This window comes from Glycomyces sp. NPDC021274 (assembly GCF_040641195.1).
Lineage (GTDB): Bacteria > Actinomycetota > Actinomycetes > Mycobacteriales > Micromonosporaceae > Glycomyces.
Genome location: NZ_JBFADC010000001.1, coordinates 733,453 through 759,684, shown reverse-complemented (window position 1 = coordinate 759,684; position 26,232 = coordinate 733,453). Strand labels below are relative to the sequence as shown.

Here is a 26,232-nt window from a genome sequence, read left to right as displayed (position 1 = left end):
CGGCTGTCAGCCGGTGGGCATCTGCTGCTGGTCGGCGACGGTGGTGGTCAGGCCGTTGGCGCACTGGGCGCCCGGCTCGGCCGCGTTGTCGGAGTTCTGGATGTAGAAGTCCATGAACTCGTCGATCTTCGGGTCGTTGATGTCGTCGGTCTGGTACTGCACGCCCCAGGCCTGCAGCGAGACCTCGACACCCTGCCCGGGGTACGGGCTCATCAGCGAGAAGTCGCGGCTCTCGACCTTCGCCGCGAGCTGCTCGACGCCGTCGCCGTCGACGAGCGCCGGGTCGTAGGTCAGCCACACCGCGCCGTGCTCGAGGGAGTGGACGGCGTTGCCGTCCATGATCTGCGCGTCGTAGACCGACCCGGTGCAGTTCTGCCACTGCGAGAGGTGGTCGCCGCCCGCGGGCGGGTTGATCTCGTACTCGGGCACCGCCATCGGGTCTTCACCGTCGATGTGGGTCTGCTGGACGACCCAGGGGTGCTCGAGGTCCTCCTCCTTGACGTCGCCGTCCTGGAGGGCCTCGGTGATCTCGGAGTAGTTCGCGTACTCGCCGTAGAAGTCGGTGACCCCCTCCGGCGGCTGGCTGCGGTCCCAGACCACGAACACGGCGGCCCCGATCAGGCCGAGCGCGACGACGCCGACGCCGGCGAACGTGAAGATCAGGCCCCACGGCTTCGGCTGCTTGACCTGGACGGCGCGGCCTTTGCGGGCGTTTGCGGGCGCCGAGGACTTGCTCAGGCCCTTGCTGTCGCCCTTGCCGGCGTCTTTCCTGCCGGCAGGGCCTTTTTCAACGACTGCGCCTTTGCCGGTGCTCTTGCCGGAGCCCTTGCTGGCGGTCTGCTTCTTCGATGCCATATCGCGGGGAGAGCCTTATTCGTCGAGGTCGGGATGAGCCGGAGCGGAGCCGGGGGACGCCCGGTATGAAGTCCACTCGCGTACGCCACCTTACCTGGTCGGTCCAGGACACTCCCTTAGAGCGCGCCCCGACTGCACTCTTCAACGACGCGGCATGAGGCGACCCACCTACGGCGCGGTCGTCGTCACACCGCCTGAGCAGGTCGCGTTCGGTTCCGGGTTGAACCGCTCGTTGAGAATGTAGGTGTCGAGGTAGTCCTCGATCATCGGGTCGTCCAAGTCGTCCGTCTGGTACCGGTTCCCCCAGGACTGGAGCGAGACCGCGACGCCCTGCTCGGGGTACGGGCTCATCAGCGAGTAGTCGCGGCCCTCGATCTTCGACGCCAGCAGGGCGATCCCGTCGCCGTCGACCAGCGCCGGGTCGTAGGTCAGCCACACGGCGCCGTGCTCCATCGAATGGACGCCGTTGCCGTCGACGATCGGATCGGGATAGACCGAGCCCGTGCAGGCCTGCCACGCCGACAAGTGGTCCCCGCCCGCGGGCGGGCGCAGCTCGTAGTCCGGCGGCACGTAGGTCCCGCCTGCGACGTCGACGTGGTCCTGCTGGACCACGAACGGGTACTCCAGATCCTCAGGGGTGACCTGCCCTTCCTGGACCGCGGCCATCGCCGTGACGAAGTCGCCGTACTCGCCGTAGAAGTTCTCGACGCCTTCGAGCTCGCTCGCGACCTCGGTCGTCGAATCGGCTGCGGCCGATCCGTCCCCGTCGTCACCGCCCTCGGCGGTGCATCCGGCGAGCGCGGTGAGCGCGAGAGCGGCGGCGAGGGCGGTCCAGCGGTTGCGAAGCGGGCGCATGTTCGAGGCCTTCCGTCGAGGTTGCACACAAGCAACCTACCGGTGCAGGCCACAAGGGGGTTTATCACTCGCGGGCGACGAAGCGCGGCGTCTACGATTACCGGGTGACTCCTGAGACGCTCGCAGAGAAAGTGCTGTCCGCTACGCGCGCCGCGTTCGAGGCCTTGGCCCTCGACGACGCCGTACTGCCCACCCAGACGGCGGTAGAGCGACCCAGGGACCCCAAGCACGGCGACTACGCCTCCAACATCGCGCTGCAGACCGCCAAGAAGGCCGGCACGAACCCGCGCGCGCTCGCCGAGCAGATCGCCGAGCACCTCGCCGCCACCGAAGGCGTCGCGAAGGTCGACATCGCCGGACCCGGCTTCCTCAACATCACCCTGGACGCGGCCGCCGCGGGGGAGATCGCCGGGAAGATCGTCGCCGCCGGACCGTCGTACGGCGACAACGAGTCCATGACCGAGCAGCACATCAACCTCGAGTTCGTCTCCGCGAACCCGACCGGCCCCGTCCACGTCGGCGGCACCCGCTGGGCCGCCGTCGGCGACGCGCTGGCCCGGGTCATGCGGGCCTCCGGCGCGAAGGTCACCGCCGAGTACTACTTCAACGACGCCGGCGTGCAGGTGAACAACTTCGCCGCCTCGCTCCTCGCCAGCGCCAAGGGCGAGCCCACCCCCGAGAACGGCTACGCCGGCGGCTACATCGACGAGATCGCCCAGCAGGTGCTCGAGATCCGGCCCGACGCGCTCGCCGCCGACGACCCGCAGGCGGTCTTCCACGAGGTCGGCGTCGAGCTGATGTTCGCCGAGATCAAGAACGACCTCGACAACTTCGGCACCCATTTCGACGTGTACTTCAACGAGAAGGACCTGCACGACAAGGGCGAGCTCGACGCCGCCGTGGCGCGCCTCGACCAGCAGGGCCACATCTTCGAGTCCGAAGGCGCGGTCTTCCTGCGCACCACCGCCTTCGGCGACGACAAGGACCGGGCGCTCAAGAAGTCGAACGGCGAGTGGACCTACTTCGCCGCCGACTGCGCCTACTACCTCGACAAGCGCGAGCGGGGCTTCGACAAGCTCGTGCTCATGCTCGGCGCCGACCACCACGGCTACATCGGCCGCATGCAGGCCATGAGCCAGGCCTTCGGCGACAAGCCGGGGACCCTCGAGATCCTCATCGGCCAGATGGTGAACCTGCTCAAGGACGGCCAGCCCGTCCGCATGGCCAAGCGGTACGGCAATGTCATCACCCTCAACGACATCGTCGAGGCCATCGGCGTCGACGCCGCCCGCTACGTGCTCGCGCGCTACTCCTCGGACTCGACGATCGACATCGACATCGACCTGTGGACCAAGCACAGCAGCGACAACCCGGTCTACTACGTCCAGTACGCGCACGCCCGCGTCTCCGGCGTGCTCCGCAACGCCGCCGAACGCGGCGTCGAGAAGGGCGAGTCCTACGACGCCGCGCTCCTCACCCACCCGCGCGAATCGGACCTGCTCAAGGCCCTCGCCGAGTTCCCGGCCGTCGTCGCCACCGCCGCCGACCTGCGCGAACCGCACCGGGTCGCCCGGTACGCCGAAGAGCTGGCCGCCGCCTACCACCGCTTCCAGCACGACTGCCGCGTCCTGCCCTTCCCGGACGAGGCCACCACCCCGGTCAACCAGGCGCGCCTCTGGGTCGTCGACGCCACCCGAGTCGTCCTCGCCAACGCGCTCGGCCTGCTCGGCGTCTCGGCCCCGGAGCGGATGTAATGCGCACCCACGAAGCCGGCGCACTGCACGGCGACTTCGACTACTCCGCACTGCGCCCGGGCTGGCTCGGCGTGCCCGAGGACGTCAACACGCTCCTCCCGCAGCTGTGGGCCCAGAACGTCGAACGCGCCGACGACGGCGTCCTCCACATCGGCGGCCTCTCCGTCGAAGCGCTGGCCGCCGAGTTCGGCACGCCCGCCTACATCTTCGACGAGGACGACTTCCGCGCCCGCTGCCGCGCCTGGACCGAGGCCTTCCAAGGCGCCGACGTCTTCTACGCCTCCAAGGCCTTCTGCTCCAAGGCGGTGCTCCGCGCCGCCGCCGAAGAAGGCCTCTTCGTCGACGTCTGCACCGCCGGTGAACTCGCCGTCGCCCTGGCCGCCGGGCTCGACCCGGCCCGCCTCGGGCTCCACGGCAACAACAAGTCGCCCGCCGAACTGCGCCAGGCCGTCGAGGTCGGCGTCGGCCGCATCGTCGCCGACTCCTTCACCGAGATCGAGCGCCTCGAAGCGATCGCCGCCGAACTCGGCAAGCGCCCGAACGTGATGGTCCGCGTCAACGTCGGCGTCGAAGCCCACACCCACGAGTTCATCGCCACCGCCCACGAGGACCAGAAGTTCGGCTTCTCCCTCGCCGGAGGTGCCGCCTACGACGCCGCCCGCCGCGTCATCCAGGCCGAGCACCTCGAACTCCTCGGCCTCCACTCGCACATCGGCTCCCAGATCTTCGACACCGCCGCGTTCGAGATCTCCGCCGCCCGCGTCGCCCGCCTCCACGCGAAGCTCCAGGCCGACTTCAGCGTCCAGATCCCCGAGATGGACCTCGGCGGCGGCTTCGGCATGGCCTACACCAGCCAGGACGACCCGCAGCCGCCCGCCGACATCGCCGCGTCGCTGCGCAAGATCGTCGACGAGGAGTGCACCGCCGCCGGCATCGACGTCCCGCGCCTCTCCATCGAACCCGGCCGCAGCCTCATCGGCCCCACGATGTTCACCCTCTACCAGGTCGGCACCGTCAAGCCCGTCACCCTCGCCGGGTCCGCCGCCCGCCTCTACGTCTCCGTCGACGGCGGCATCAGCGACAACATCCGCACTGCGCTCTACGACGCCACCTACTCGGCGACGCTCGCCTCGCGCTCCTCGGACGCGACGCCCGCGCTGGCCCGAGTAGTGGGAAAGCATTGCGAAGCAGGCGACATTGTTGTTAAAGATGAGTTCCTCCCGGCCGATGTCGCGCCGGGGGACCTGATCGCGGTCCCTGGAACCGGCGCCTACTGCCGCTCCATGGGCTCGAACTACAACCACGTGCCCCGCCCGCCGGTCGTCGCCGTCCGGAACGGCGAGGCACGTGTGATCCTGGCGCGTGAGACCGTCGACGACCTACTACGGCTCGACGTCGGCTAGCCGGCTCGAGGAGGCACGCCAGGGAACAATCTGAGCTGCGGCTCGCTCGTCGCAAGTACGCTACGCAAGCTCCGCTGATGTACTAGCTCCTCACGAGCCTTGTCAGATTGCCCCCTGACGCACCTCCTCGACCCGCCCGGGTCGAGAATATAAATGCACTATGAAGGGACACCAGCGATGAAACTCGCGCTACTCGGATGCGGCAACGTCGGCAGTGAAGTCGTGCGCCTCATGCGAACGCGCGGGGAGGAGCTGGCGTCCCGGGTGGGCGAACCGGTCGAGATCGTCGGGATCGCGGTCCGCCGCCTCGACCGCGACCGCTCGCACCTGCCCGTGGAGCAGTCGCTGTTCACCACTGACGCGCTCGGCCTCGTCAAGCGCCCGGACGTGGACATCGTCGTCGAGGTCGCCGGCGGCATCGAGCCCGCCCGCACCTGGATCACCACCGCGCTCGCCGAGGGCAAGTCGGTCGTGACCGCGAACAAGGCCCTGCTCGCCGAGGACGGCCCGGCCCTGTCGGCCGCCGCGAAGGCGGGCGACGCGGACCTCTACTACGAGGCCGCCGCCGCCGCGGCGATCCCGCTCATGCGCCCGCTGCGCGAGTCGCTGCACGGCGACACGATCAACCGGGTGCTCGGCATCGTCAACGGCACCACGAACTACATCCTCAGCCAGATGTCGCAGACCGGCGCCGCCTTCGAGGAGGCCCTCAGCGAGGCGACCGAGCTGGGCTACGCCGAGGCGGACCCGACCGCGGACGTCGACAACTACGACGCCGCCGCGAAGGCCGCGCTCATCGCCTCGCTCGCGTTCCACACCCACATCGACCTGGGCGAGGTCTACCGCGAGGGCATCCGGGACGTCTCGGCCGCCGACATCGCGTCGGCCGCCGCCCAGGGCCGGGTCGTGAAGCCCCTGTGCATCGCCACCAGGGAGGCCGACGGCGTGTCCGTGCGGGTCCACCCGGCGATGATCCCGGCGACCCACCCGCTCGCGAACGTCAACGGCGCCTACAACGCGGTGTTCGTCGAGGCCGAGTCCGCCGGCCGCCTCATGTTCTACGGAGCGGGAGCGGGCGGCACCGAGACCGCTTCGGCGGTGCTCGGCGATATCGTGGCCGTGGCGCGCAACAAGCGCGGCGGGATCACCGCCTTCCCGCCCGAGGCCGCCTACCAGGACCTCCCGGTGAAACCCATCGGCGAGGCCCGCACCAGGTACCACGTCAGCCTCGACGTGGTCGACGAACCCGGCGTGCTCGCGCGCGTGGCGGCCACCTTCGCCCACCACGGCGTCAGCCTCGCCACCGTCCATCAATCCGGCCAGGGCGATGAGGCCCGGCTCGTGGTCGTCACCCACACGGCGGCCGACAAGCAGTTGTCGGACACCGTAGAGGAACTGTCGCAACTGACCTCGGTGCACAATGTCGCCTCGGTCATGCGCGTCGAAGGAGAATAGGACGCCATGTCCGCAAGTGAGAGTGCGATGCCAGGTCATGGCTCGCAAGCTTCGCCAAGCATGCGCCCGGGGTGGCGCGGCCTCATCGAGGAATTCCGCGACCGGCTCCCGGTCACCGACGCCACCCCCGTCGTCACCCTGCAAGAGGGCGGCACGCCGCTGCTGCCCGCCCCGGTCCTCTCCGCGAAGACCGGCTGCGACGTCTACCTCAAGGTCGAAGGCCTCAACCCGACCGGCTCCTTCAAGGACCGCGGCATGACGCTCGCGGTCTCGAAGGCCGTCGAGGAGGGCTCGAAGGCCGTCATCTGCGCCTCCACGGGCAACACCTCCGCTTCGGCGGCCGCGTACGCCGCGCGCGCCGGGATCACCTGCGCGGTGCTCGTCCCGGCCGGGAAGATCGCCCTCGGCAAGCTCGCCCAGGCCCTCGTGCACGGCGCGAAGCTCCTCCAGGTCGACGGCAACTTCGACGACTGCCTCACCATGGCCGACAAGCTCGCCCAGGACTACCCGGTGACGCTCGTCAACCACATCAACTTCAACCGCATCCTCGGGCAGAAGACCGCGGCGTACGAGGTCGTGCAGGTCCTCGGCGACGCCCCGGACATCCACTGCCTGCCGGTGGGCAACGCGGGCAACATCACCGCCTACTGGATGGGCTACAACGAGGACCACGCCGCGGGCAACGCCACGAAGCTGCCCCGGATGCTCGGCGTCCAGGCCGCCGGCTCCGCCCCGATCGTCGACGGCCACGTGGTCGAGCACCCGCAGACCATCGCGACCGCGATCCGCATCGGCAACCCGGCCTCGTGGACGAAGGCGCTCGACGCCAAGAAGGAGTCGAACGGCGACATCATCGCCGCCACCGACCGCGAGATCCACGCCGCGTACATGCTGCTGGCCCGCTCCGAAGGCGTCTTCGTCGAACTCGCGTCGGCCGCCTCGGTCGCCGGGCTCCTCAAGCAGGCCGAAGCCGGCTGGGTCGAGAAAGGACAGACGATCGTCTGCACCGTCACCGGCAACGGCCTCAAGGACCCCGACTGGGCCGTCTCCACCGCGCCGCAGCCGCAGACCGTCCCGGTCGACGTGGTCAAGACCGCCACCGCTTTGGGGCTGTGATGGGGAGCGAAGCGACCACCGGTTCGGGTGGCGGCGGGCGACGGGTGGGCCTTTAGTTGGAGGCCTTCCAGACCGGCCCCCGCGCCACCGTGCGCGTCCCGGCCACCTCGGCCAACCTCGGGCCCGGCTTCGACTCGCTGGGCCTCGCCCTCGACCTCTGCGACGAGGTCACGGCCGAGGCCACGAGCGGCACCGCCATCATGGTCGAGGTCCAGGGCGAAGGCGAGGGCACCGTCGCGCTCGACGAACGCCACCTCGTGGCCGCCACGATGCTGCGCACCTTCAAACACCTCGGCCTCGCGGCCCCGGGCCTGAAGATCAAGTGCCGCAACAGGATTCCGCACGCCCGCGGACTCGGCTCCTCGTCGGCGGCGATCGTCGCGGGCATCATGCTCGCCGACGCGCTCGCCGGCGCCGGCATGACCCGCACGCAGAAGCTCGCCCTCGCCAGCGAGATCGAAGGCCACCCGGACAACGTCGCCCCGTGCCTCCTCGGCGGCTTCACCATCGCCTACACCACAGAGGACGGTGCCAAGGCCATCGGCCTCGAGCCGTCGCCGCGCGTCCACCCGTGGGTGTTCGTGCCGCAGTCGAAGGGCCTGACCTCGGTCGCCCGCGCGGCGCTGCCCGAGAAGGTCCCGCACGTCGACGCGGTGTTCAACCTCTCCCGGTCCGCGCTGCTCGCCGCCGCGATCACGCACCACCCCTCGCGCCTCTTCGAGGCCACGGACGACCGGCTGCACCAGTCGTACCGGGCCAAGGGAATGCCCGAGAGCACCCATTTGTTGAGAGCATTGCGCTCCGCCGGAATCGCAGCCGCGATCTCCGGTGCGGGTCCGACCGTGCTCGCCCTTACCGTCGACGACGCGCGAGTACCCGAGGTCCCATCGGGCTTCGAGGCCATGCGCCTGGAAGTCGCCGACGGGGCCGTGCAGGTCGCGACCTCCCCGAACGAGTGATCCTCGGGTCCGTTGTTGTGAATGGGAAGAGTGCGCTACCATTCCAGTTAGACGACCACCCGGTGTCGTGACTGCTCGAAGCCTTGCTTATGCTTGTGGTCACAACAGCTGTGGCGCATCCAGCGCACGCCTGATCTCTTGTTTGGGTCATCACCCTCAACCATGGATTTGTGACTTTGCATAGCTCCAGCGTGGCATGGCACGGTTTCGACCAAGGAACAGTCGCTGTCCGCTTGTGGCGCCGGGCCTCCGCCCGGATCGGATCGCAAAGGCGAGGATCGCAATCAGCGGAGATCGCAATCACGTGTCTCACCGTGCACGATCATTCATCGCAAAGCCGTCCAGTCGCAGGCCCAGAGGCTGCTCACCACGATCAGGACCGTCTGCTCAGCGGACAGCCCAGGGGTGTTGCACCCAGTGTCAACCGTCGTCTTCCAACCGCCGAGGTCACATGCTGACCGAAAGCGGCCGAAGCGATGGCGGGACGCAGACCAGAACATCGGCATTGCGGCTATTTGAAAGACGCGGAAACTCCTCGAATCCACTTCGAAGTTCCGCCAGGGAAGGAATCCATTGAGCGACACCACCGGCACGACGTCGGACCGGATGAGCGATGAGGCTTCGGCTGCGGAAGAGATTCCGGAGACCAAGAAGCGCCGTCGGGCAGGAACCGGTCTGGCCTCTATGCTGATGCCCGAGCTCCAGCAGATGGCGCAATCGCTCGGCATCACCGGCGTTGGCCGGATGCGCAAGAGCGAGCTGATCGCCGCCATCCAGGAACGGCAGGATGCGGGCTCGCAGCCCGGCGGTGCCAGCGCGGAAAAGGAGGCCCCGCCAGTGCCTGACTCTGACCAAACGCCCATCGCCGAGGCCCCGTCGACCACAGTCGACACCGCGCCCGCCGACAACGGCTCCGAGAGTGCAGAGGCCAAGGGCGGCACCGCCGCCCGCCGGGCGACCCGCCCGGCCGGTCCGCCGCAGCCGCGCCGCCGTGAAGAGCGTCAGACTGGAACCGTTGAGTCCGAAGGCCAGTCGACCACGGCGAAGCTTGCGAGCCGTAACTTTGACGAGCCGACGACCATCGAGTCCGATGAGGACCGCCCGCAGCGGCGTCGCCGCTCCCGTGAGAACGGGCGCGACAACCGCGAAGGCGGCCGCGAGAGCGGTCGCGAAGGCGGCAACCGCGAGAACGGCCGCCGCGAGGAGCGCCCCGAGCGTTCGGAGCGTGCTGAACGCCCCGAGCGCGCTGAGCGCACCGAGCAGTCCGAGGCCCGCACCGAGACCCGCGAGCGCCGGAACGAGGACGACGGTTACGACGACCGCGGTCCGCGCGACGGCGATGGCGACAACCGCCGCCGCAAGCGCCGCGACCGCTCCGACCGCCGCCAGCGCGGCGGCCGGGACGAGGCTCCCGAGCGCGACCGCGTGAGCGGCAGCGTCGCGAACGACGAGCAGCTCGTGCCCGTCGCCGGCATCCTCGACATCCTCGACAACTACGCGTTCATCCGGACCACCGGCTACCTCGCCGGCCCTGACGACGTCTACGTCTCGATGTCGCAGGTCCGCAAGCACCGCCTGCGCCGCGGCGACGCCATCACCGGCGCCGTCAAGCCCAGCCGCGGCGGCAGCCCGGAAGAGCCGAACGGCCAGGGCGGCAAGCAGCAGCAGCGTCGCGAGAAGTACAACCCGCTGGTCCGCCTCGACACCGTCAACGGCATGAGCCCGCAGGACGCGACGAAGCGCGACGAGTTCTACAAGCTCACGCCGCTGTACCCGCAGGAGCGCCTGCGTCTGGAGACCGAGCCGAACGCGATCACCACGAGGGTCATAGACCTCGTGGCCCCGATCGGCAAGGGCCAGCGCGCCCTCATCGTCTCCCCGCCGAAGGCCGGTAAGACGATGGTGCTGCAGGCGATCGCGAACGCGATCACCACGAACAACCCCGAGTGCCACCTCATGGTGGTCCTCGCGGACGAGCGGCCCGAAGAGGTCACCGACATGCAGCGTTCGGTGAAGGGCGAGGTCATCGCCTCGACCTTCGACCGCCCGCCGTCGGACCACACCACCGTCGCCGAGCTGGCGATCGAGCGCGCCAAGCGCCTGGTCGAACTCGGCCACGACGTGGTCGTGCTGCTCGACTCGATCACCCGTCTGGGCCGCGCGTACAACAACTCGTCGCCCGCTTCGGGACGCATCCTGTCCGGTGGCATCGACTCGACGGCGCTGTACCCGCCGAAGCGGTTCCTCGGCGCGGCGCGCAACATCGAGCACGGCGGGTCGCTGACCATCATCGGCACGGCGCTGGTCGAGACCGGCTCCATGGGCGACACGGTGATCTTCGAGGAGTTCAAGGGCACGGGCAACGCCGAGCTCAAGCTCGACCGCAAGATCGCCGAGAAGCGCACCTACCCGGCGATCGACGTGCACCAGTCGAGCACCCGCAAGGACGAGCTCATGATGAGCGCCGAGGAGCAGGCAGTGATGCTGAAGCTCCGCCGGGTCCTGTCTTCGCTGGACCCGCAGCAGGCGATCGACCTGCTGATCGACCGGTTGAAGAAGACGCAGACGAACGCCGAGTTCCTGATGCAGATCGTCAAGAACACGCCCGGCGAGTAGTCGTGAGGCGTGAGGCCGCCCTCGTTGAGAGCGGCCTCACGCCTTATCATTGAGTGTTGGTGCGCAGGTCGCGCACCCTAGCGCCCGTAACGGGCACGATGCGGTTCCGGTTCACGGCTCATGCCGACCCGGCGACCCAGAGAAAGGGAAGTCATGAAAGACGGGATCCACCCTCAGTACGTCGTCACCGAGGTGACCTGTTCCTGCGGGAACGCCTTCACCACCCGGTCGACGGTGGCCAGTGGCAAGATCCAGGCTGCGACCTGCAACAAGTGCCACCCGTTCTACACCGGTAAGCAGCGCATCCTCGACACCGGCGGTCGCGTGGCCAAGTTCAAGGCCCGCTACGCCAAGACCCAGGAGAAGGCTCAGGCCGGTAAGTAGCTTTGCCGCGCAGCGCTCGTGTCTTATGACGCGGGCGCTGCGTTTTTCGTATCACCTGACTGCTCGCAAGGCTCATTCGAAGGATCCGCAATGACGACCGCTGCCGACAACCGCCTGGAATCGCTCCTCGCCGAGTTCCGCGACCTGGAAGTCCAGATGGGCGACCCCGCCCTGCACGCCGACCAGGCCCAGGCGCGGCGGGTCGGACGCCGCTACGCGGAGCTGTCCCCGATCGCGAAGACCGCCGAGGACATCGCGTCGGCCAAGGACGACCTCGAGACCGCCGAGGAGCTCGCCAAGGAGGATGCCGAGTTCGCGGCGGAGGCCGAGAGCATCCGCAAGCGCATCCCCGAGCTCGAGTCGAAGCTCGCCGAGCTGCTGGTCCCGCGCGACCCCGACGACGCGAAGGACGTGATCATCGAGATCAAGGCCGGCGCGGGCGGTGAGGAGTCCGGCCTGTTCGCCGGGGACCTCATGCGCATGTACCTGCGCTACTTCGAGCGCATGGGCTGGACCGTCGAGACCCTGGAGATGGTGCCCACCGACCTCGGCGGCATCAAGGACTCCTCGATCGCCGTGCGCACCAAGGGCACTCCCGAAGGCGGCAACGGCGTGTGGTCGCGCCTGAAGTTCGAGGGCGGCGTGCACCGCGTGCAGCGCGTGCCCGTGACCGAGTCGCAGGGACGCGTGCACACCTCCGCTGCGGCGGTCGTCGTGATGCCCGAGGCCGAAGAGGTCGACTTCGAGCTGAACATGAACGATGTCCGCGTCGACGTGTACCGCTCCTCCGGGCCCGGCGGCCAGTCGGTCAACACCACCGACTCCGCCGTGCGCCTCACGCACGTGCCCACCGGCGTGGTCGTGACCAGCCAGAACGAGAAGAGCCAGCTGCAGAACAAGGAAGCGGCGATCAAGGTGCTCCGCGCCCGGCTCCTCGCCAAGCAGCAGGAGGAGGCCGCCGCCGCCGCCGGTGCCGCCCGGCTCTCGCAGGTGCGCACCGCGGACCGCTCCGAGCGCATCCGGACGTACAACTTCCCGCAGAACCGGCTCACCGACCACCGCGTCGGCTTCACCGCCTACAACCTCGACCAGGTCATGGACGGCGCGCTCGACGAGGTCCTCGACGCCCTCGCCACCGCCGACCGGGCCGAGCGCATGTCACGCGGCACGGAATGATCAACGACTGGCGGTTCCTGATCGGGTCCGGCACGCAGCTGCTGGGGCAGAAGGGCATCGACTCGCCGCGAGTCGACGCCGAACTGCTCGCCGCACACGTCGCCGGCGTGCCGCGCGGCAGGCTGCTCGTCGCCGACCCCCCGACCCAGGAGCAGAGCCTGGAGTACATGCGGCTCCTGGCCGAGCGCTCATGGCGCAAGCCCCTCCAGCACATCATCGGGTCGGCCGCGTTCCGCTACGGCGAGCTCGCGGTCGGGCCCGGCGTGTTCGTGCCCCGGCCCGAGACCGAACTCCTCGTGGACTGGGCCCTGGAACACCTGCCGCACGGGGGCCTCGTCATCGACGCGTGCTCCGGTTCGGGGGCGATCGCCCATGCGATCGCCACTGAGCGTCCGGACAGCCGGGTCTGGGCGGTCGAGTCGGACCCGGAGGCGTTCAAGTGGACCTACCAGAACCTCCACGGCACCGGTGCGATCGCAGTGCTCGCGGACGCCACCGCGGCGAACACCCTGAACGAGTTCGACGGCCAGGTCGACCTCGTGGTCGCCAATCCGCCTTACGTCCCGTTCGACATGGAAGTCGCGCCTGAGGTCGATTTCGACCCGACCGGCGCGGTCTACGCCGCCGAAGCGGGGCTCGCCGTGATCCAGCCGCTGGCCGTACGCGCCGCGAGCTGGCTCAAGCCCGGCGGCTGGTTCGGCTTCGAGCACGACGACACGCACGGTGCCGTCGCCCCCGAAATCCTGAACGTCAGCGGGTTCACCGAGACCGAGGACCACGACGACCTGGCGGGCCGCCCGCGGTTCGCAACGGGAAGGCTAGGCTTGTCGCCGTGAGGCTGTTCAATTGCAGGAAGATCAAGGACCGCGCGACCGGGCTGAAGTCGGCCACCAGGGCTGTGACCGGCGGTCGTCTCGTCGTCATTCCCACCGACACCGTCTACGGCATCGGCTGCGACGCGTTCAATCCCACGGCCGTCAAGGCCTTGCTCGCCGCGAAGGGCCGCGGGCGCGACATGGCGCCCCCGGTCCTCATCGGCTCGAAGCGGGCCCTCGACGGCATCGCCTCTGACATCCCCGACTCCGCCAAGGAGCTCATCGAGGCGTTCTGGCCCGGCCCGCTCACCATCGTCGTGCCGTACACCCCGACCCTGACCTGGGACCTCGGTGACACCGACGGCACGGTCGCGGTGCGCATGCCGCTGCACCCGCTCGCGCTCGAACTGCTCAAGGAGACCGGCCCGATGGCCGTCTCCTCGGCGAACAAGACCGGCCAGCCCCCGGCCGAGACCGCCGCCGACGCGAAGGCCCAGCTCGGCTCCGACGTCTCCGTGTACCTGGAGGCCGGCCCGAGTGAGGACAACCAGCCGTCGACCATCATCGACTGCGTGGCCCACCCGCCGCAGATCCTGCGCCTGGGCGCGCTGAGCCTCGAGCAGATCCGCAAGATCGTGCCCGACACGCTCGACCGCGACGGCTACGGCCCCGGCCAGGGCCCCGAGGACGACGAGCCGGAAGCGGACGACCTCGAAGCAGATGACACTGCGGCGACGGACGCGGAAGCCGACGAGACCGCCGAGCAGAAGGCCGACCAGGCGTGACCTCGCCGTTCACCGTGCTGCACGTGTGCACCGGCAACATCTGCCGGTCGCCCATGTCCGAGCGCATCCTCGCCGGGCTCACCGGCGAGGACGTGCTCAACCACGGCGCGGGCATCTCGGCCTTCCACGAGGGCGAGAACATGCAGCACAACGCGATGACCGAGCTCGATTCGCGCGGCTACGACCCCGACGGCCACCGGGCCCGGCACCTCCTGCGCGAGCACGTCGAGGCCTCGGACCTCATCCTCGTCGCCACGATCGGGCACCTGGAGTACCTCGGCGAGCGCTTCCCCGAGTCGTTCGCCAAGGCCTTCCTCGTCCGCTCGTTCGGGTCGATGGCCGCCGACCTCGCCGACTCCCTCCCGGACGGCGACACCGCCGTCCGCGGCAAGGCCCTCGTCGACGCGGCCGACGCGCGCCGTGGCGACTACGACGAGATCGACCTCGCCGACCCCTGGGGGATGCGGCAGGCCGTCTACGCCCAGATCGCCGACCAGCTCGAAGCGGCGCTGAAGCCGGTGGCCGCCGCCCTGGAGCCGCGCTCATGACCAAGATCAAAGGGTTCCTGCGGCCGTGCCTCATCGCCGCGGCGATCGCGGCCGTCATCGCCGCGGTGGTCGGCGGCATCACAGCCGGCGGGACCGCCGCATGGGCCGCTCCGGCAGGAGTAGCGTTGGCGGCCTTGGGGTTCGCGGGTTCTGCGGCGGCCGTCGCACTGGCCGAGACCTTTGACCTGCGTCTCACTCTGCCTATGGCTTTGATCACGTATTCGGTCAAGCTGGCGCTCGTGCTGACGGTCCTCTCGGTCGTCCAGGCGGCCGTGCCGGACGCGCTGCTGCCCTTCGCCTACGGCGTGATCGGCGGGGCCGTCGCGTGGCTCGCCACCCAGGTCGTTTGGGCCTATAAGGCGAAAATTCTCTACATCGAGCTCGATCAGCGTTCTTGACGAATTCTTGACGACCCTTGCGACACGCGGTGTTTCGCAGGGGTTGACAACGCCGCACAGATGGCGCTCATCTCAGCGAACCCGCTGGGCAGTTCCTGTGTAGTAGCTGTTAGAGTTCAGCTCGACATGGCCGACATGGAACCCCCCGATCGCAAGCCCCAGCCGGATGGTTCGGATATGGGCTGGCGTGCGCTGGGATATCTGCTGTCCGGGCTCATCTTCTGGGGTGGTCTCGGATATCTGGTCGACCTGTGGCTCGAACTGCCCAAAGTCGGGCTCCTGGTAGGGATGCTGGTCGGTGCTGCAGCAGGGATCTACCTGCTGATCAAGCAGATGTCGCCGTAACTTGACCGACACTGACTGAGAGGCGTGACTCGCGTGACCGACTCAGCCACCGTGCTGGCCGAAGGGGAATCCCACTTCCCGCCCGGCATTCACAACTTTGACTTCCGGGACTGGTTCACCGGGCTCAGCGACACCGCCCTCGCCCATATGTTCACCACCATCACCTTCGCGGTGTGGGCCTCTGTCGCCATTCTCATCGTCTTCTTCCTGTGGGCGTACCGCAAACCCCAGATCGTCCCCACGAAGAAGCAGTGGATCGCCGAAACCGCTTACGGTTTCATCCGGAACACCGTCGCCATCGACCAGATGGGCAAGAAGGAGGGCGTGCGGTTCGCGCCCTACCTCGCGACGCTCTTCCTCTTCATCCTCATCATGAACATGTGGGCCATCGTGCCCGGCATCCAGGTCTCCCCGAACTCGCACATCGCGTTCCCGCTGATGCTCGGCGTGATCTCGTGGGGCATCTACATGTTCGTGGGCTTCAAGAAGCACGGCTTCATCGGCTTCCTCAAGATGACCTGCGTGCCCCCGGGCGCCCCCTGGTTCATCTACCCCCTGCTGATCCCGATCGAGTTCCTGCAGAACATCATCCTGCGACCGGTCACCCTCGCCCTGCGGCTCTTCGCGAACATGTTCGCCGGCCACCTCATCCTGCTGGTGTTCATCCTCGGCGGCTTCGAGATGCTCAACGCGGGCAACATCTTCGTCCAGGGCCTGTCGATCTTCTCGTTCGGCATGGGCATCGCGATGACCTTCTTCGAGCTCATCGTCATCCTGCTGCAGGCCTACGTCTTCACGCTGCTGACGGGCATGTACATCCAGGGGTCCCTCGCGGACGAGCACTAGCTCCCCGAGCCTTCACCCCCATCCAGTTTTCGCAATTGAAGAACATCGTGCGCGTGACGGACACGCCACGCTGACACCTAGGAGAAAAACGCCATGGAAGGCAGCCTCAACGTCGTCGGTTACGGCCTCGCTGCGATCGGCCCCGGTATCGGTGTCGCCCTGATCTTCGCCGCGTGGATCACCGCCACTGCGCGTCAGCCCGAGTCGGCCGGTATCACCCGCCCGATGCTGTTCATGGGCTTCGCCCTCGTCGAGGTTCTGGCCCTGTTCGGCCTGGTCCTCGCGTTCATCAACTCCTAACCACCTCACGGAGCGAACATGATTCTCGCCGCCGAAGAAGGGGGCACGGCGATTCTCTTCCCGATCTGGCAAGAGATCCTCGTCGGCGCCATCGCCTTCGGTCTGCTGTGCTTCGTGCTCATGAAGTTCGTCTTCCCCTTGATGGAGAAGACCTTCGAGGCACGAGTGGACGCGATCGAAGGCGGCATCGAGCGGGCTGAGCGGGCTCAAGAAGAGGCCAACCAGACGCTCGAGGAATACCGTCGCAAGCTCGCCACCGCGCAGGAAGAGGCCGCCGCGATTCGCGACGAGGCTCGTGCCGACGCTGTGGCGGCCAAGGAGGAGATCCTCGTCTCCGCCCGCGAGGAGGCCAACCGCGTCATTGCGGCGGGCCACGCGCAGATCGAGGCCTCTCGCCAGCAGCTCGTCCGCGAGCTGCGCAGCGAGGTCGGCAACCTGGCCGTTGACCTGGCCGGGAAGATCATCGGCCAGCGCCTCGCCGGCGACGCCGACACGACGGCGACCGTGGACCAGTTCCTGGCCCAGATCGCCGACGACACGGCCGAGACGAGCGGAGCGCGCTGATGTCGACGACTGGACGCGAAAGCATCGAGGCCGGCCGGGCCGTGCTGGAGGCAGCCGCCTCCAGCGCCTCGGCCGAGCAGCTCACCGAGTGCGGCGATCAGCTGCTGGGAGTGACGAGGTTCCTCGTCGACCAGCCTCGGCTGCGTCGCGCCCTGTCCGACCCCGCCCGCACGGCGGACGACCGGGAGGGCCTGGTCCGCGGGCTCATCGCGGGCCAAGTGGGCGCGACCGCCGCTGACGTGGTGGCCACGCTCGTGCGCGGCCGCTGGGGCGCACCGTCCGAACTGGTCGACGGCACCGAGCAGCTCGCCGTCACGGCGCTGCTGCTCGCCGCGACCAAGGACGGCAGCCTGGCGAACGTCGAAGACGAGCTGTTCCGTTTCGGGCAGCTCGTCGACGGCGACGCCGAGCTCGCCGCCGTCCTGGGCGCTTCGGGCTCCGACCCGAAGGGCCGGGCCTCGCTCGTCGAGCAGCTGCTCGCGGGCAAGGCCGAGCCGGTGACGGTGAAGCTGGCGTCCGCCTCGTGCTTCGGCATCGGCGGTCGCAGCTTCCACGCCTCGTTGGCCCATCTCGTCGAGGCCGCCGCTGCGGCCCACGACGAGACCGTGGCCTACGTGACCGTGGCGAGGCCGCTCGACGAGGCGGGGGAGCGCCAGCTCGCCGCCAAGCTCACCCTGGTCTACGGGCGCCCTGTGGCGCTCAAGGTCACGGTCGACCCCGCGATCGTCGGGGGCATCCGAGTGCAAGTCGGCTCGGAGCTGTGGGACGGTTCCGTCTCGCGCCGCCTCGACGAAGCCCGCCAAGCCTTGGCCGGACGCTGATCCAGCCGGTAACAACAGAAAGGTAAACGTTCAGATGGCTGAATTGACCATCTCCTCTGACGAGATCCGTAACGCGCTCGACGCGTACGTCTCGTCTTACCGGCCGGAGATCACCCGCGAAGAGGTCGGTACCGTCACCTCCGCCGGCGACGGCATCGCCGTCGTCGAGGGCCTGCCCTCCGTCATGGCCAACGAGCTCCTGGAGTTCGAGGGCGGCGTGATGGGCCTGGCCCTGAACCTCGACGTCCGCGAGATCGGCGCCGTCCTCCTGGGCGACCCGGTCAAGGTCGGCGAGGGCCAGTCGGTCAAGCGCACCGGCAAGGTCCTCTCCGTGCCGGTGGGCGACAAGTTCCTGGGCCGCGTCGTCGACGCCCTGGGCAACCCCATCGACGACCTCGGCGAGATCGAGGCCGAGGGCGAGCGCGAGCTGGAGGCCCAGGCCCCCAACGTCGTCAGCCGCCAGTCGGTGTTCGAGCCCGTCGAGACCGGCATCAAGGCCATCGACTCGATGACCCCCATCGGGCGCGGCCAGCGCCAGCTGATCATCGGCGACCGCAAGACCGGCAAGACGCAGGTCGCGATCGACACGATCATCAACCAGCGCGCGAACTGGGAGTCCGGCGACCCCGACAAGCAGCTGCGCTGCATCTACGTCGCGGTCGGCCAGAAGGGCTCCACCGTTGCGGGCATCAAGGGCATGCTCGAGGCGCACGGCGCGATGGAGTACACCACCATCGTCGCGGCGAACGCCGACGAGCCCGCGGGCCTGAAGTACCTGGCGCCCTACACCGGTTCGGCCATCGGCCAGCACTGGATGTACAGCGGCAAGCACGTCCTCATCGTCTTCGACGACCTGTCGAAGCAGGCCGAGGCGTACCGCACCGTGTCGCTGCTGCTGCGTCGTCCCCCGGGCCGCGAGGCCTTCCCCGGTGACGTCTTCTACCTGCACTCCCGTCTGCTGGAGCGTTGCGCGAAGCTCTCCGAGGAGCTCGGTGGCGGTTCGATGACGGGTCTGCCGATCATCGAGACCAAGGCCGGCGACATCTCGCAGTTCATCCCGACCAACGTCATCTCCATCACCGACGGCCAGGTGTACCTCGAAGAGGGCCTGTTCAACTCGGGTGTGCGTCCGGCGATCAACGTCGGTACGTCCGTCTCCCGTGTCGGTGGCGCCGCGCAGACCAAGGGCATGCGCTCGGTCGCCGGTTCGCTGCGTCTGGACCTGGCCCAGTACCGCGACTTGGAGGCCTTCGCGGCCTTCGCGTCCGACCTGGACGCCGCGTCCCGTGCGCAGCTGGACCGCGGTCTGCGGATGGTCGAACTGCTCAAGCAGGGTGTGGCCGAGCCGCTCCCCATGGGCGAGGAGACCATCTCGATCTGGGCCGGCACCGCCGGTGAGCTCGACGACATCCCCGTGGGAGAGGTGCGCCGCTTCGAGGCGGAGTTCCTCACCTACATGCGGGCCAACCACAAGGACGTTGTCGCCCAGCTCACCGCAGGCAAGGACAAGGTCGCCGGCGACATCGAGGACACCCTCAAGCGCGCGGCCGCCAAGTTCAAGAAGATGTTCAAGGCCACCGCGGACGACCTGCACGTGACCGACACCGCTGAAGACGCCCTTGAAGGCGACGTGGATGTCGAGACCGTCAAGCGCGTCAAGAGGGGTTAGCCATGTCAGCGCAGCTTCGTAGTTTGCGGAAGCGGCTGAAGTCGACCCAGTCCATCCGGAAGATCACCAAGGCGCAGGAGCTGGTCGCGACCAGCCGCATCGCCAAGGCGCAGGAGCGGGTGGCGGCGTCGCTGCCGTATTCCCGCGCCATGACCAGTGTGATGACCTCCTTGGCGTCGAACGCGTCGATCAACCACCCGCTGCTCCAGCCGCGCGAGCGGGTGCGGCGTGCCGGTGTCCTGGTCGTCACTGCGGACAAGGGGATGTGCGGCGGCTACAACGCCAACGTCATCCGCACCGCCGAGCAGCTGGTCTCGCGCCTCGCCGAAGAGGGCAAGCAGCCGGTGCTCTACATCGCCGGTCGCAGGGGGGTCGACTATTACAACTTCCGCAGTCGGCCGATCGAGCAGTCGTGGACCGGGTTCTCCCAGCAGCCGAAGGTCTCGGACGCGCAGGAGATCACGCGGACGCTGCTCGCGGCGTTCATGTCCGGCGCGGACGATGAGGACGACGACGGCGGTGCGGACGGTATCCTCGGAGTGGACGAGTTGCACCTCGTGCACACCAGGTTCGTCTCGCTGCTCACGCAGACCCCTGAACCGCGGCAATTGGCTCCTCTCGAAGTCGAAGAGGTGGAGGAGGAAGAGCTCGACGAGCACATCCTCCTCCCGGACTACGAGTTCGAGCCGAACCCGGAGGCGCTGCTCGCCTCGCTGCTGCCGAAGTACTTGACCACTCGCATCTACGCGGCGCTCATCGACGCCGCGGCCAGCGAGTTGGCGGCGAAGCGTCGGGCCATGAAGGCCGCTACGGACAATGCCGATGAAATGATCAAGACCCTGCGGCGGAGCGCGAACGCGGCGCGGCAGGCGGCGATCACGCAGGAGATCAGCGAAATCGTGGGCGGGGCCTCGGCCCTTTCCGCCGCAGGAAGAGAGTAACGATGACTGACACTCAAGGAGTGGGGCGCGTCGTACGGGTCATCGGGCCGGTCGTCGACGTCGAGTTCCCTCGAAATGCCATCCCGGCGATCTTCAACGCACTCCACGTTGACGTCGTCTACGGCGATCACAACAAGACGCTGACCCTGGAAGTGGCCCAGCACCTGGGCGACAACCAGATCCGCGGCATCTGCATGGCCCCGACCGACGGCCTGGTCCGCGGTACCGAAGTCCGCGACACCGGCGGCCAGATCAAGGTCCCCGTCGGCGACGGCATCAAGGGCAAGGTGTTCAACGTCCTCGGTGAGTGCCTGAACCTCGCCGAAGGCGAAGAGCTCGAGGCCGACGACTACTGGGAGATCCACCGCCACGCCCCGGCGTTCGCGCAGCTGGAGCCGAAGACCGAGATGCTGGAGACCGGCATCAAGGCGATCGACCTCCTCGCCCCGTACGTCAAGGGCGGCAAGATCGGCCTGTTCGGCGGCGCCGGCGTGGGCAAGACGGTGCTCATCCAGGAGATGATCATCCGTGTCGCCCAGAACTTCGGTGGTTCTTCGGTGTTCGCCGGTGTCGGCGAGCGCACCCGTGAGGGCAACGACCTCATCGCCGAAATGGCCGAGGCCGGCGTGCTCCCGAAGACCTCGCTGGTCTACGGCCAGATGGACGAGCCGCCGGGGGTGCGTCTTCGCGTCGCCCTGTCGGCCCTGACGATGGCCGAGTACTTCCGCGACGTGAAGAACCAGGAGGTGCTGCTCTTCATCGACAACATCTTCCGCTTCACGCAGGCCGGTTCGGAGACCTCCGCGCTGCTGGGCCGCATGCCCTCGGCCGTGGGTTACCAGCCGACCCTGGCGGACGAGATGGGTGAGCTCCAGGAGCGCATCACCTCGCTGCGCGGCAAGGCCATCACCTCGATGCAGGCCGTGTACGTCCCCGCGGACGACTACACCGACCCGGCGCCGTTCACCGCGTTCACGCACTTGGACGCGACGACGAACCTCGAGCGGAAGATCTCCGACAAGGGCATCTACCCGGCGATCGACCCGCTCGCCTCGAACTCCCGCATTCTGGAGCCCGAGGTCGTGGGTGCCGAGCACTACGCGGTCGCCTCCCAGGTGAAGCAGATCCTGCAGAAGTACAACGAGCTGCAGGACATCATCGCGATCCTCGGTATGGACGAGCTCTCGGAAGAGGACCGTCTCGTCGTGGGCCGCGCGCGCCGCATCGAGCGCTTCCTGTCGCAGAACACGTTCGCGGCGAAGCAGTTCACCGGTGTCGAGGGTTCGTTCGTCCCCGTCAAGGAGACCGTCGAGGCCTTCAAGAAGATCGCCGAGGGCGAGTACGACCACTTCCCCGAGCAGGCGTTCTTCATGTGCGGCGGCCTCGAGGACCTGCACAAGAACGAAGAGGAGCTCCGCAAGAAGGGGTGACCCTTATTGCAGCGCTTGACGAGAGCGGCCCCGGAACCGAAAGGTTCCGGGGCCGCTTTCCTTCCCCCAGGTGCAGTGTCAGTGGTCTTTCCGCCGGTCGTGCCTCCGCCGGCAGTGCCGCATTCGGTCGCGCCTCAGTCGTCGGCGTCGTCGTCGCCGGGTCGCTGCGCGGCGGTGGGAACCCCGTCGACACAGGTGACCTGGTAGATCAGGCCGTCGTCATCGTCATCGTCATCGTCGTCGGTGAACCCGAACGTCGCGGACGCGGCGGGACCGGGTTCGACGGCGACGGCACGCCAGCCCTGCGAGGCCACCCACCACACCAGTTCGACGTCGGTGCCGGTGCAGCGGGCCAGGACCGAGCCGCCGTCGGTCGCGATGACCTCGTCCCCGCCGGTGGCGTCGCCGGTCGGGACCTCGTCGAGTGCGCCCGTGGGCGTCGGCGTGTCCGGGCTCGCTTCGGGGCTCGGCTCAGGACGCTCGCTCGGCGTCGCGACCGCCTCGCCTCCCTCGTTCCCCTCCGCCAGGGCTTCCAGGACGCTTTCCTCGGACATCGGCTCGGTCGGCGGGGCGAGGGTCCCGCCCTGCGCCAGCGCCACCGCGCCGATCCCCGCACCGACGGCCACCACCGCGGCGGCCACCCAGCCGCTCACTACCAGGTTCCTCTTCATGCGATCCAGCTTGCCCGCCGGAACCTTAAGAGCGCGATAAGGCCGGTCTAAGGCTCACTGAGGGACCGACGTGATGTGCCCCTCCACGGCAGCGCCGCATAGAGTTCCCGCATGGCCCAGCTGCTCCTGATCGAGGACGACGAACGCGTCCGCACCGCGCTCCTGCGGTCCCTCAGGGACCTCGGACACCAGGTCGCACCCGCCCCCGACGCGATGACCGGGCTGCGCGCCGCCGTGGACCACCGGCCCGACCTGGTCGTGCTCGACCTCGGTCTGCCCGACCTCGACGGCGGCGAGATGCTGCGGATGCTGCGCGGCGTCTCCGACGTCCCCGTCATCGTCGCCACGGCCCGTGACGACGAGAACGAGATCGTCCGCATCCTCGGCGCGGGCGCCGACGACTACGTGGTCAAGCCGTTCACCGCGAAGCAGCTGGACGCGCGCATCCAGGCGGTGCTGCGCCGCGCCGGAGCGGGCGCGCCGGCCGATCCCACCGTCGTCGTTGGTCCGCTGCGGATCGACCCGAAGGGCCGCCAGGCGGTCCTCGACGGCCGGGCTCTGGAACTGAGTCCCAAGGAATTCGACCTGCTGCACCACCTCGCCGCCCGTGCGGGGGAGGTCGTTCCCAAGCGCCAGCTGCTCACCGAGGTGTGGGACCTGCCGTTCGGCGGGGCGGACAAGACCGTCGACGTCCACCTGGCGTGGCTGCGCCGCAAACTCGGCGAGACCGCGCAGACCCCGCGGTTCCTGCACACGGTGCGCGGCGTCGGCGTCAAACTCGTCGACCCGGGGAGCACCGCATGAGGGCCCGCCTGACACTCCTGGTGGCCGCCACCGCCACCCTGATCCTGCTCGTCTTCTCGATCCCTCTGGCGATCCTGCTGCGCAACTCCGCGGCCGAGCGCGTCGTCACCGCGGCCGAGCAGGAGGCCCAGGTCCTGTCCTCGATCGTCGCGACAACGCCGAAGTCCGACATGGAGAACAGCGTGGCGCTGCTCAACGCCGAGAGCCCCTACCCCGTCACCGTCTTCTGGCCCGACGGGAGTGTCATAGGCGCCGAGGCGCCCCGCTCCTCGGCCGTCGACCTTGCGGCCCAGGGCAGATCCCTCACCGCCGCGACCGAGGGCGGGCGGGAGATTCTCTACGGCGTTCGCATGCCCGACAACGGTCATGCAGTCGTCCGGGCCTATGTGGACGACGCCCAGTTGACCGCCGGCGTCGGCCGCTCCTGGCTGCTGCTCGGCGCGATCGCCTTGGTGCTCTTGGGATTCGGTCTGCTCCTGGCCTCGCGTCTGGCGCGGGTGGTCCTCGTGCCGCTGGCCGATCTGACCGAAGTCTCCAACCGGCTCGCTGAAGGCGACCTGGAGGCCAGGGCGGGCGCCGAAGGCCCGCCCGAGATCAAACGGGTCGGCACCGCACTGAACTCCCTCGCCGACCGCATCAGGGACCTGCTCGAAGCCGAACGCGAGCGGGAGCGCGAACGCGTCGCCGACCTCTCGCACCGGCTCCGCACCCCGCTCACGGTCTTGCGACTCGAAGCCGAGGCGATCGCAGACCCGGCCGAGAGGGCCGCCGTCGACGAGGCGATCGGCGAGGTCGAGCGGGCCGTCAATGCCGCGATCCGCGACGCCCGGAGGCCCGGACTCGGTGCGGCCGAATGCGATGCGGTCGCGGTCGTGGCCGAGCGCTTCGAGTTCTGGTCCGCGCTCGCCGAGGACACCGCCCGCGAGTGCCGCGTTTCGCTCGCCCCCGGCCCGCTGCCGGTGAAGCTCAGTGCCGAAGACCTTTCCGCGGCCATGGACTCGCTGCTGGCGAACGTCTTCGCGCACACGCCCGACGGGACCGCGTTCGAGGTCCGGCTGTGGGCCCGGCCCGAAGGCGGCGCGATCGTGGACATCGCCGACGAGGGGCCGGGCCTGCCCGATGCGGCGGTGTTCGAGCGCGGGCGCTCCGGCGGCGGTTCGACCGGGCTGGGCATGGACATCGCCCGCCGCGCCGCCGCGGCCTCGGGCGGTCAGGTCGTCTTCGGCGCGGGCCACGGCGGCAGGGGCGCGCTCATCAGACTCGAACTGGGCTGAGTTCCGGTCGGGCGTCGACCGGCCCGAAGCACTCCTTGTACGCACGGGCCCAAGGGTTCGCGCCGAGCCACGGGTAGAGCGCGGCCGCCGCGAGGCAGTACTTGCTGACCGACACGGGCCGGGCCCCCGCCTGCCACAGCATTCGGTCGACCGGGCCGCCGGCCTGCGCCGACTTGACCTCGACCAGGCACACCCGCCGGGCTGATGCCGAACCTGTGGCTCCGGCGACCCGGAGCTCCTCGTCGCAGGTGATCCGGGTGGCCGCGCGCAGGTCCACCAGCGTGTGGCGGCGGTAGTCGGTGCGCACCCGCGGGGCCATCCCGTGCGGCACGGCCATGCCGTAGGCCCGTCGCAGCGTCTGGGCGAGGAACTCGGCGGCGTCCGGTGCGAGCCGACCCGCGTCCGCTGCGCGGTAGTCCATGCGCTCCTTCACCGTGTCCGCCCGCGCCCCTTTGAGTTTGACCTCGAACGCGCATTCGCCCGAGTCGGCGTACGTGCGGGAGCGGACCTTGAAGCGGAGTCGGCGGCCCTGCCGGTGCTGGCGGTACGTCAGCAGGTCGGGCGTGTCGAAGTAGATCGACTCGTACGTGAATCGCCGCCGCCCGTCGATCTCCAGGCAGCGCCAGTCGCCGTGCCGGGAGAGCCGGTCGCGGAAGCGCCGGTAGGCCTCCGGGGTCAGCAGGTACTTGGAGTCGACGCGGGTCTGCAGGTTCGCGGCGTCCACGACGCTCGCGAGGTCGATGGGCGCGAACAGGTCCAGTCCTTCCCGGGCGATCATCAGACCCTCGCGATCGGGTAGGTGCGGTCGGGGCTGGCGGGGGTGTTCGCGGGCTGGGGCCGGAACCGCACGTCCACGGTCATCGTCTCGCGCACGAAGTCGGTGTCGATGACCTCGAACTTCCGCACCGTGCCGCCCAGGCGCCGCTCGAGGTCCGCCTGTAGCGCGGTCTCGTCGCGGTGCACGGTGTCGAGCACGATCATGCGGTGCCGTCCCCGGTTCGCGAGCTTCGGATGGTCGGCGACGTACATGGTGACCACCAGCAGGACGCTGAGCCCGATCATCACCGCCGGGCGCGAAGCGCCGATGCCGTTGATGAGGCCCAGTGCGAGCGACGTGAAGTAGTAGCCGACGTCCCGCTGCGAGATCTGGTCCGAGCGCAGCCGCAGGATCGACAGGACGCCGAAGAGCCCGAACGCCAGGCCGAGGCTCACCTGCTGCGAGAGCATGAGCGCGGACACGGAGAAGACGCCGACGTTGAGCGCCACATAGGCCAAGGCGAGGTCGGTCCGGTGATGGCGGCGGTAGTAGATCGCGCAGGCGAGCACGGTGATCGCGAACAGGTTGACGGGCAGTGCCAGGGCGAGTGCGAGACCCACGGTGTTCCTCCTCGGTGACGGGACCGGTCGCCTGAGCGATTGCGGCTCAGGCGGTCTGGAGAAAAACTAGG

General features: G+C 68.8%; 27 protein-coding genes. 22 read left to right on the top strand and 5 right to left on the bottom strand.

What is annotated here, in order from left to right:
- Nucleotides 1–6: 6 nt before the first annotated feature.
- On the bottom strand, nt 7–855 hold the full coding sequence (locus tag AB0I03_RS03425; RefSeq protein WP_360405643.1) for a DUF3105 domain-containing protein: 849 nt from the start codon (nt 853–855) through the stop codon (nt 7–9).
- 168 nt (nt 856–1,023) lie between these two features.
- On the bottom strand, nt 1,024–1,710 hold the full coding sequence (locus tag AB0I03_RS03420; protein ID WP_360405640.1) for a DUF3105 domain-containing protein: 687 nt from the start codon (nt 1,708–1,710) through the stop codon (nt 1,024–1,026).
- A 104-nt stretch (nt 1,711–1,814) separates the two neighbouring features.
- Between AB0I03_RS03420 and argS the strand changes: the two genes are divergently transcribed.
- The 20 genes from argS to atpD all read left to right on the top strand — a co-directional run bounded on the left by argS (nt 1,815) and on the right by atpD (nt 22,035).
- The gene (gene argS / locus AB0I03_RS03415) at nt 1,815–3,464 is read left to right on the top strand and encodes an arginine--tRNA ligase (protein WP_360405637.1); all 1,650 of its coding nucleotides are present in this window, start codon (nt 1,815–1,817) and stop codon (nt 3,462–3,464) included.
- A complete protein-coding gene (gene lysA / locus AB0I03_RS03410) occupies nt 3,464–4,867 on the top strand; it encodes a diaminopimelate decarboxylase (protein WP_360405634.1) in 1,404 nt (467 codons plus the stop codon). The genes argS and lysA overlap by 1 nt, the downstream gene beginning before the upstream one ends.
- A 177-nt stretch (nt 4,868–5,044) precedes the next feature.
- Nucleotides 5,045–6,322 carry a homoserine dehydrogenase gene (locus tag AB0I03_RS03405; protein ID WP_360405631.1) on the top strand — a complete coding sequence of 426 codons (1,278 nt, stop codon included), beginning with the start codon at nt 5,045–5,047 and terminating at the stop codon, nt 6,320–6,322.
- Nucleotides 6,323–6,382: 60 nt separating this feature from the next.
- Entirely contained in the window at nt 6,383–7,438 is a 1,056-nt protein-coding gene (gene thrC / locus AB0I03_RS03400; RefSeq protein WP_360405628.1) for a threonine synthase, read from the top strand.
- Nucleotides 7,439–7,494: 56 nt separating this feature from the next.
- Complete coding sequence (gene thrB, locus AB0I03_RS03395) at nt 7,495–8,397, top strand: homoserine kinase (protein WP_360405625.1); 903 nt, start codon at nt 7,495–7,497, stop codon at nt 8,395–8,397.
- Nucleotides 8,398–9,003: 606 nt separating this feature from the next.
- Nucleotides 9,004–11,013 carry a transcription termination factor Rho gene (gene rho, locus AB0I03_RS03390; RefSeq protein WP_360405948.1) on the top strand — a complete coding sequence of 670 codons (2,010 nt, stop codon included), beginning with the start codon at nt 9,004–9,006 and terminating at the stop codon, nt 11,011–11,013.
- A 153-nt stretch (nt 11,014–11,166) separates the two neighbouring features.
- Nucleotides 11,167–11,397 carry a 50S ribosomal protein L31 gene (gene rpmE / locus AB0I03_RS03385; protein WP_205325217.1) on the top strand — a complete coding sequence of 77 codons (231 nt, stop codon included), beginning with the start codon at nt 11,167–11,169 and terminating at the stop codon, nt 11,395–11,397.
- A gap of 90 nt (nt 11,398–11,487) precedes the next feature.
- On the top strand, nt 11,488–12,573 hold the full coding sequence (gene prfA / locus AB0I03_RS03380; RefSeq protein ID WP_360405622.1) for a peptide chain release factor 1: 1,086 nt from the start codon (nt 11,488–11,490) through the stop codon (nt 12,571–12,573).
- Complete coding sequence (gene prmC / locus AB0I03_RS03375) at nt 12,570–13,409, top strand: peptide chain release factor N(5)-glutamine methyltransferase (protein WP_360405619.1); 840 nt, start codon at nt 12,570–12,572, stop codon at nt 13,407–13,409. Before prfA ends, prmC begins: the two co-directional genes overlap by 4 nt.
- Nucleotides 13,410–13,429: 20 nt before the next feature.
- Nucleotides 13,430–14,173 carry an L-threonylcarbamoyladenylate synthase gene (locus tag AB0I03_RS03370; RefSeq protein WP_360405945.1) on the top strand — a complete coding sequence of 248 codons (744 nt, stop codon included), beginning with the start codon at nt 13,430–13,432 and terminating at the stop codon, nt 14,171–14,173.
- Entirely contained in the window at nt 14,170–14,721 is a 552-nt protein-coding gene (locus AB0I03_RS03365) for a phosphotyrosine protein phosphatase (protein ID WP_360405616.1), read from the top strand. Before AB0I03_RS03370 ends, AB0I03_RS03365 begins: the two co-directional genes overlap by 4 nt.
- Nucleotides 14,718–15,119, top strand: coding sequence for a hypothetical protein (locus AB0I03_RS03360; protein ID WP_360405613.1), 402 nt, complete (start codon nt 14,718–14,720; stop codon nt 15,117–15,119). Before AB0I03_RS03365 ends, AB0I03_RS03360 begins: the two co-directional genes overlap by 4 nt.
- A gap of 126 nt (nt 15,120–15,245) precedes the next feature.
- Entirely contained in the window at nt 15,246–15,464 is a 219-nt protein-coding gene (locus AB0I03_RS03355; protein ID WP_208495320.1) for an AtpZ/AtpI family protein, read from the top strand.
- A gap of 33 nt (nt 15,465–15,497) precedes the next feature.
- A complete protein-coding gene (gene atpB, locus AB0I03_RS03350; protein ID WP_360405610.1) occupies nt 15,498–16,310 on the top strand; it encodes a F0F1 ATP synthase subunit A in 813 nt (270 codons plus the stop codon).
- 93 nt (nt 16,311–16,403) lie between these two features.
- The gene (locus tag AB0I03_RS03345) at nt 16,404–16,610 is read left to right on the top strand and encodes a F0F1 ATP synthase subunit C (protein WP_208495318.1); all 207 of its coding nucleotides are present in this window, start codon (nt 16,404–16,406) and stop codon (nt 16,608–16,610) included.
- Nucleotides 16,611–16,628: 18 nt separating this feature from the next.
- The gene (locus AB0I03_RS03340) at nt 16,629–17,174 is read left to right on the top strand and encodes a F0F1 ATP synthase subunit B (RefSeq protein ID WP_360405607.1); all 546 of its coding nucleotides are present in this window, start codon (nt 16,629–16,631) and stop codon (nt 17,172–17,174) included.
- Entirely contained in the window at nt 17,174–17,995 is an 822-nt protein-coding gene (locus AB0I03_RS03335) for a F0F1 ATP synthase subunit delta (protein ID WP_360405604.1), read from the top strand. Before AB0I03_RS03340 ends, AB0I03_RS03335 begins: the two co-directional genes overlap by 1 nt.
- A gap of 34 nt (nt 17,996–18,029) precedes the next feature.
- Nucleotides 18,030–19,664 (top strand): F0F1 ATP synthase subunit alpha, encoded by a 1,635-nt coding sequence (atpA, locus tag AB0I03_RS03330; RefSeq protein ID WP_360405601.1) that lies wholly within the window; start codon nt 18,030–18,032, stop codon nt 19,662–19,664.
- Between the two features lie 2 nt (nt 19,665–19,666).
- The gene (locus AB0I03_RS03325; RefSeq protein ID WP_360405598.1) at nt 19,667–20,605 is read left to right on the top strand and encodes a F0F1 ATP synthase subunit gamma; all 939 of its coding nucleotides are present in this window, start codon (nt 19,667–19,669) and stop codon (nt 20,603–20,605) included.
- 2 nt (nt 20,606–20,607) lie between these two features.
- Nucleotides 20,608–22,035 (top strand): F0F1 ATP synthase subunit beta, encoded by a 1,428-nt coding sequence (gene atpD, locus AB0I03_RS03320; protein WP_360405595.1) that lies wholly within the window; start codon nt 20,608–20,610, stop codon nt 22,033–22,035.
- Nucleotides 22,036–22,169: 134 nt separating this feature from the next.
- Here atpD and AB0I03_RS03315 read toward each other — a convergent pair whose 3' ends face one another.
- Nucleotides 22,170–22,706, bottom strand: a complete 537-nt coding sequence (locus tag AB0I03_RS03315; protein WP_360405592.1) for a hypothetical protein — start codon at nt 22,704–22,706, stop codon at nt 22,170–22,172.
- Nucleotides 22,707–22,817: 111 nt separating this feature from the next.
- Between AB0I03_RS03315 and AB0I03_RS03310 the strand changes: the two genes are divergently transcribed.
- Both AB0I03_RS03310 and AB0I03_RS03305 read left to right on the top strand, forming a co-directional pair.
- The gene (locus AB0I03_RS03310; protein ID WP_360405589.1) at nt 22,818–23,510 is read left to right on the top strand and encodes a response regulator transcription factor; all 693 of its coding nucleotides are present in this window, start codon (nt 22,818–22,820) and stop codon (nt 23,508–23,510) included.
- Nucleotides 23,507–24,784 carry a HAMP domain-containing sensor histidine kinase gene (locus AB0I03_RS03305; protein ID WP_360405586.1) on the top strand — a complete coding sequence of 426 codons (1,278 nt, stop codon included), beginning with the start codon at nt 23,507–23,509 and terminating at the stop codon, nt 24,782–24,784. Before AB0I03_RS03310 ends, AB0I03_RS03305 begins: the two co-directional genes overlap by 4 nt.
- On the opposite strand, the gene AB0I03_RS03300 is transcribed toward AB0I03_RS03305, so the two are convergent.
- Both AB0I03_RS03300 and AB0I03_RS03295 read right to left on the bottom strand, forming a co-directional pair.
- Nucleotides 24,765–25,562 carry a polyphosphate polymerase domain-containing protein gene (locus AB0I03_RS03300; RefSeq protein WP_360405583.1) on the bottom strand — a complete coding sequence of 266 codons (798 nt, stop codon included), beginning with the start codon at nt 25,560–25,562 and terminating at the stop codon, nt 24,765–24,767. The genes AB0I03_RS03305 and AB0I03_RS03300 overlap by 20 nt on opposite strands.
- The gene (locus tag AB0I03_RS03295; RefSeq protein ID WP_360405580.1) at nt 25,562–26,161 is read right to left on the bottom strand and encodes a DUF4956 domain-containing protein; all 600 of its coding nucleotides are present in this window, start codon (nt 26,159–26,161) and stop codon (nt 25,562–25,564) included. Before AB0I03_RS03295 ends, AB0I03_RS03300 begins: the two co-directional genes overlap by 1 nt.
- Nucleotides 26,162–26,232: the final 71 nt, after the last annotated feature.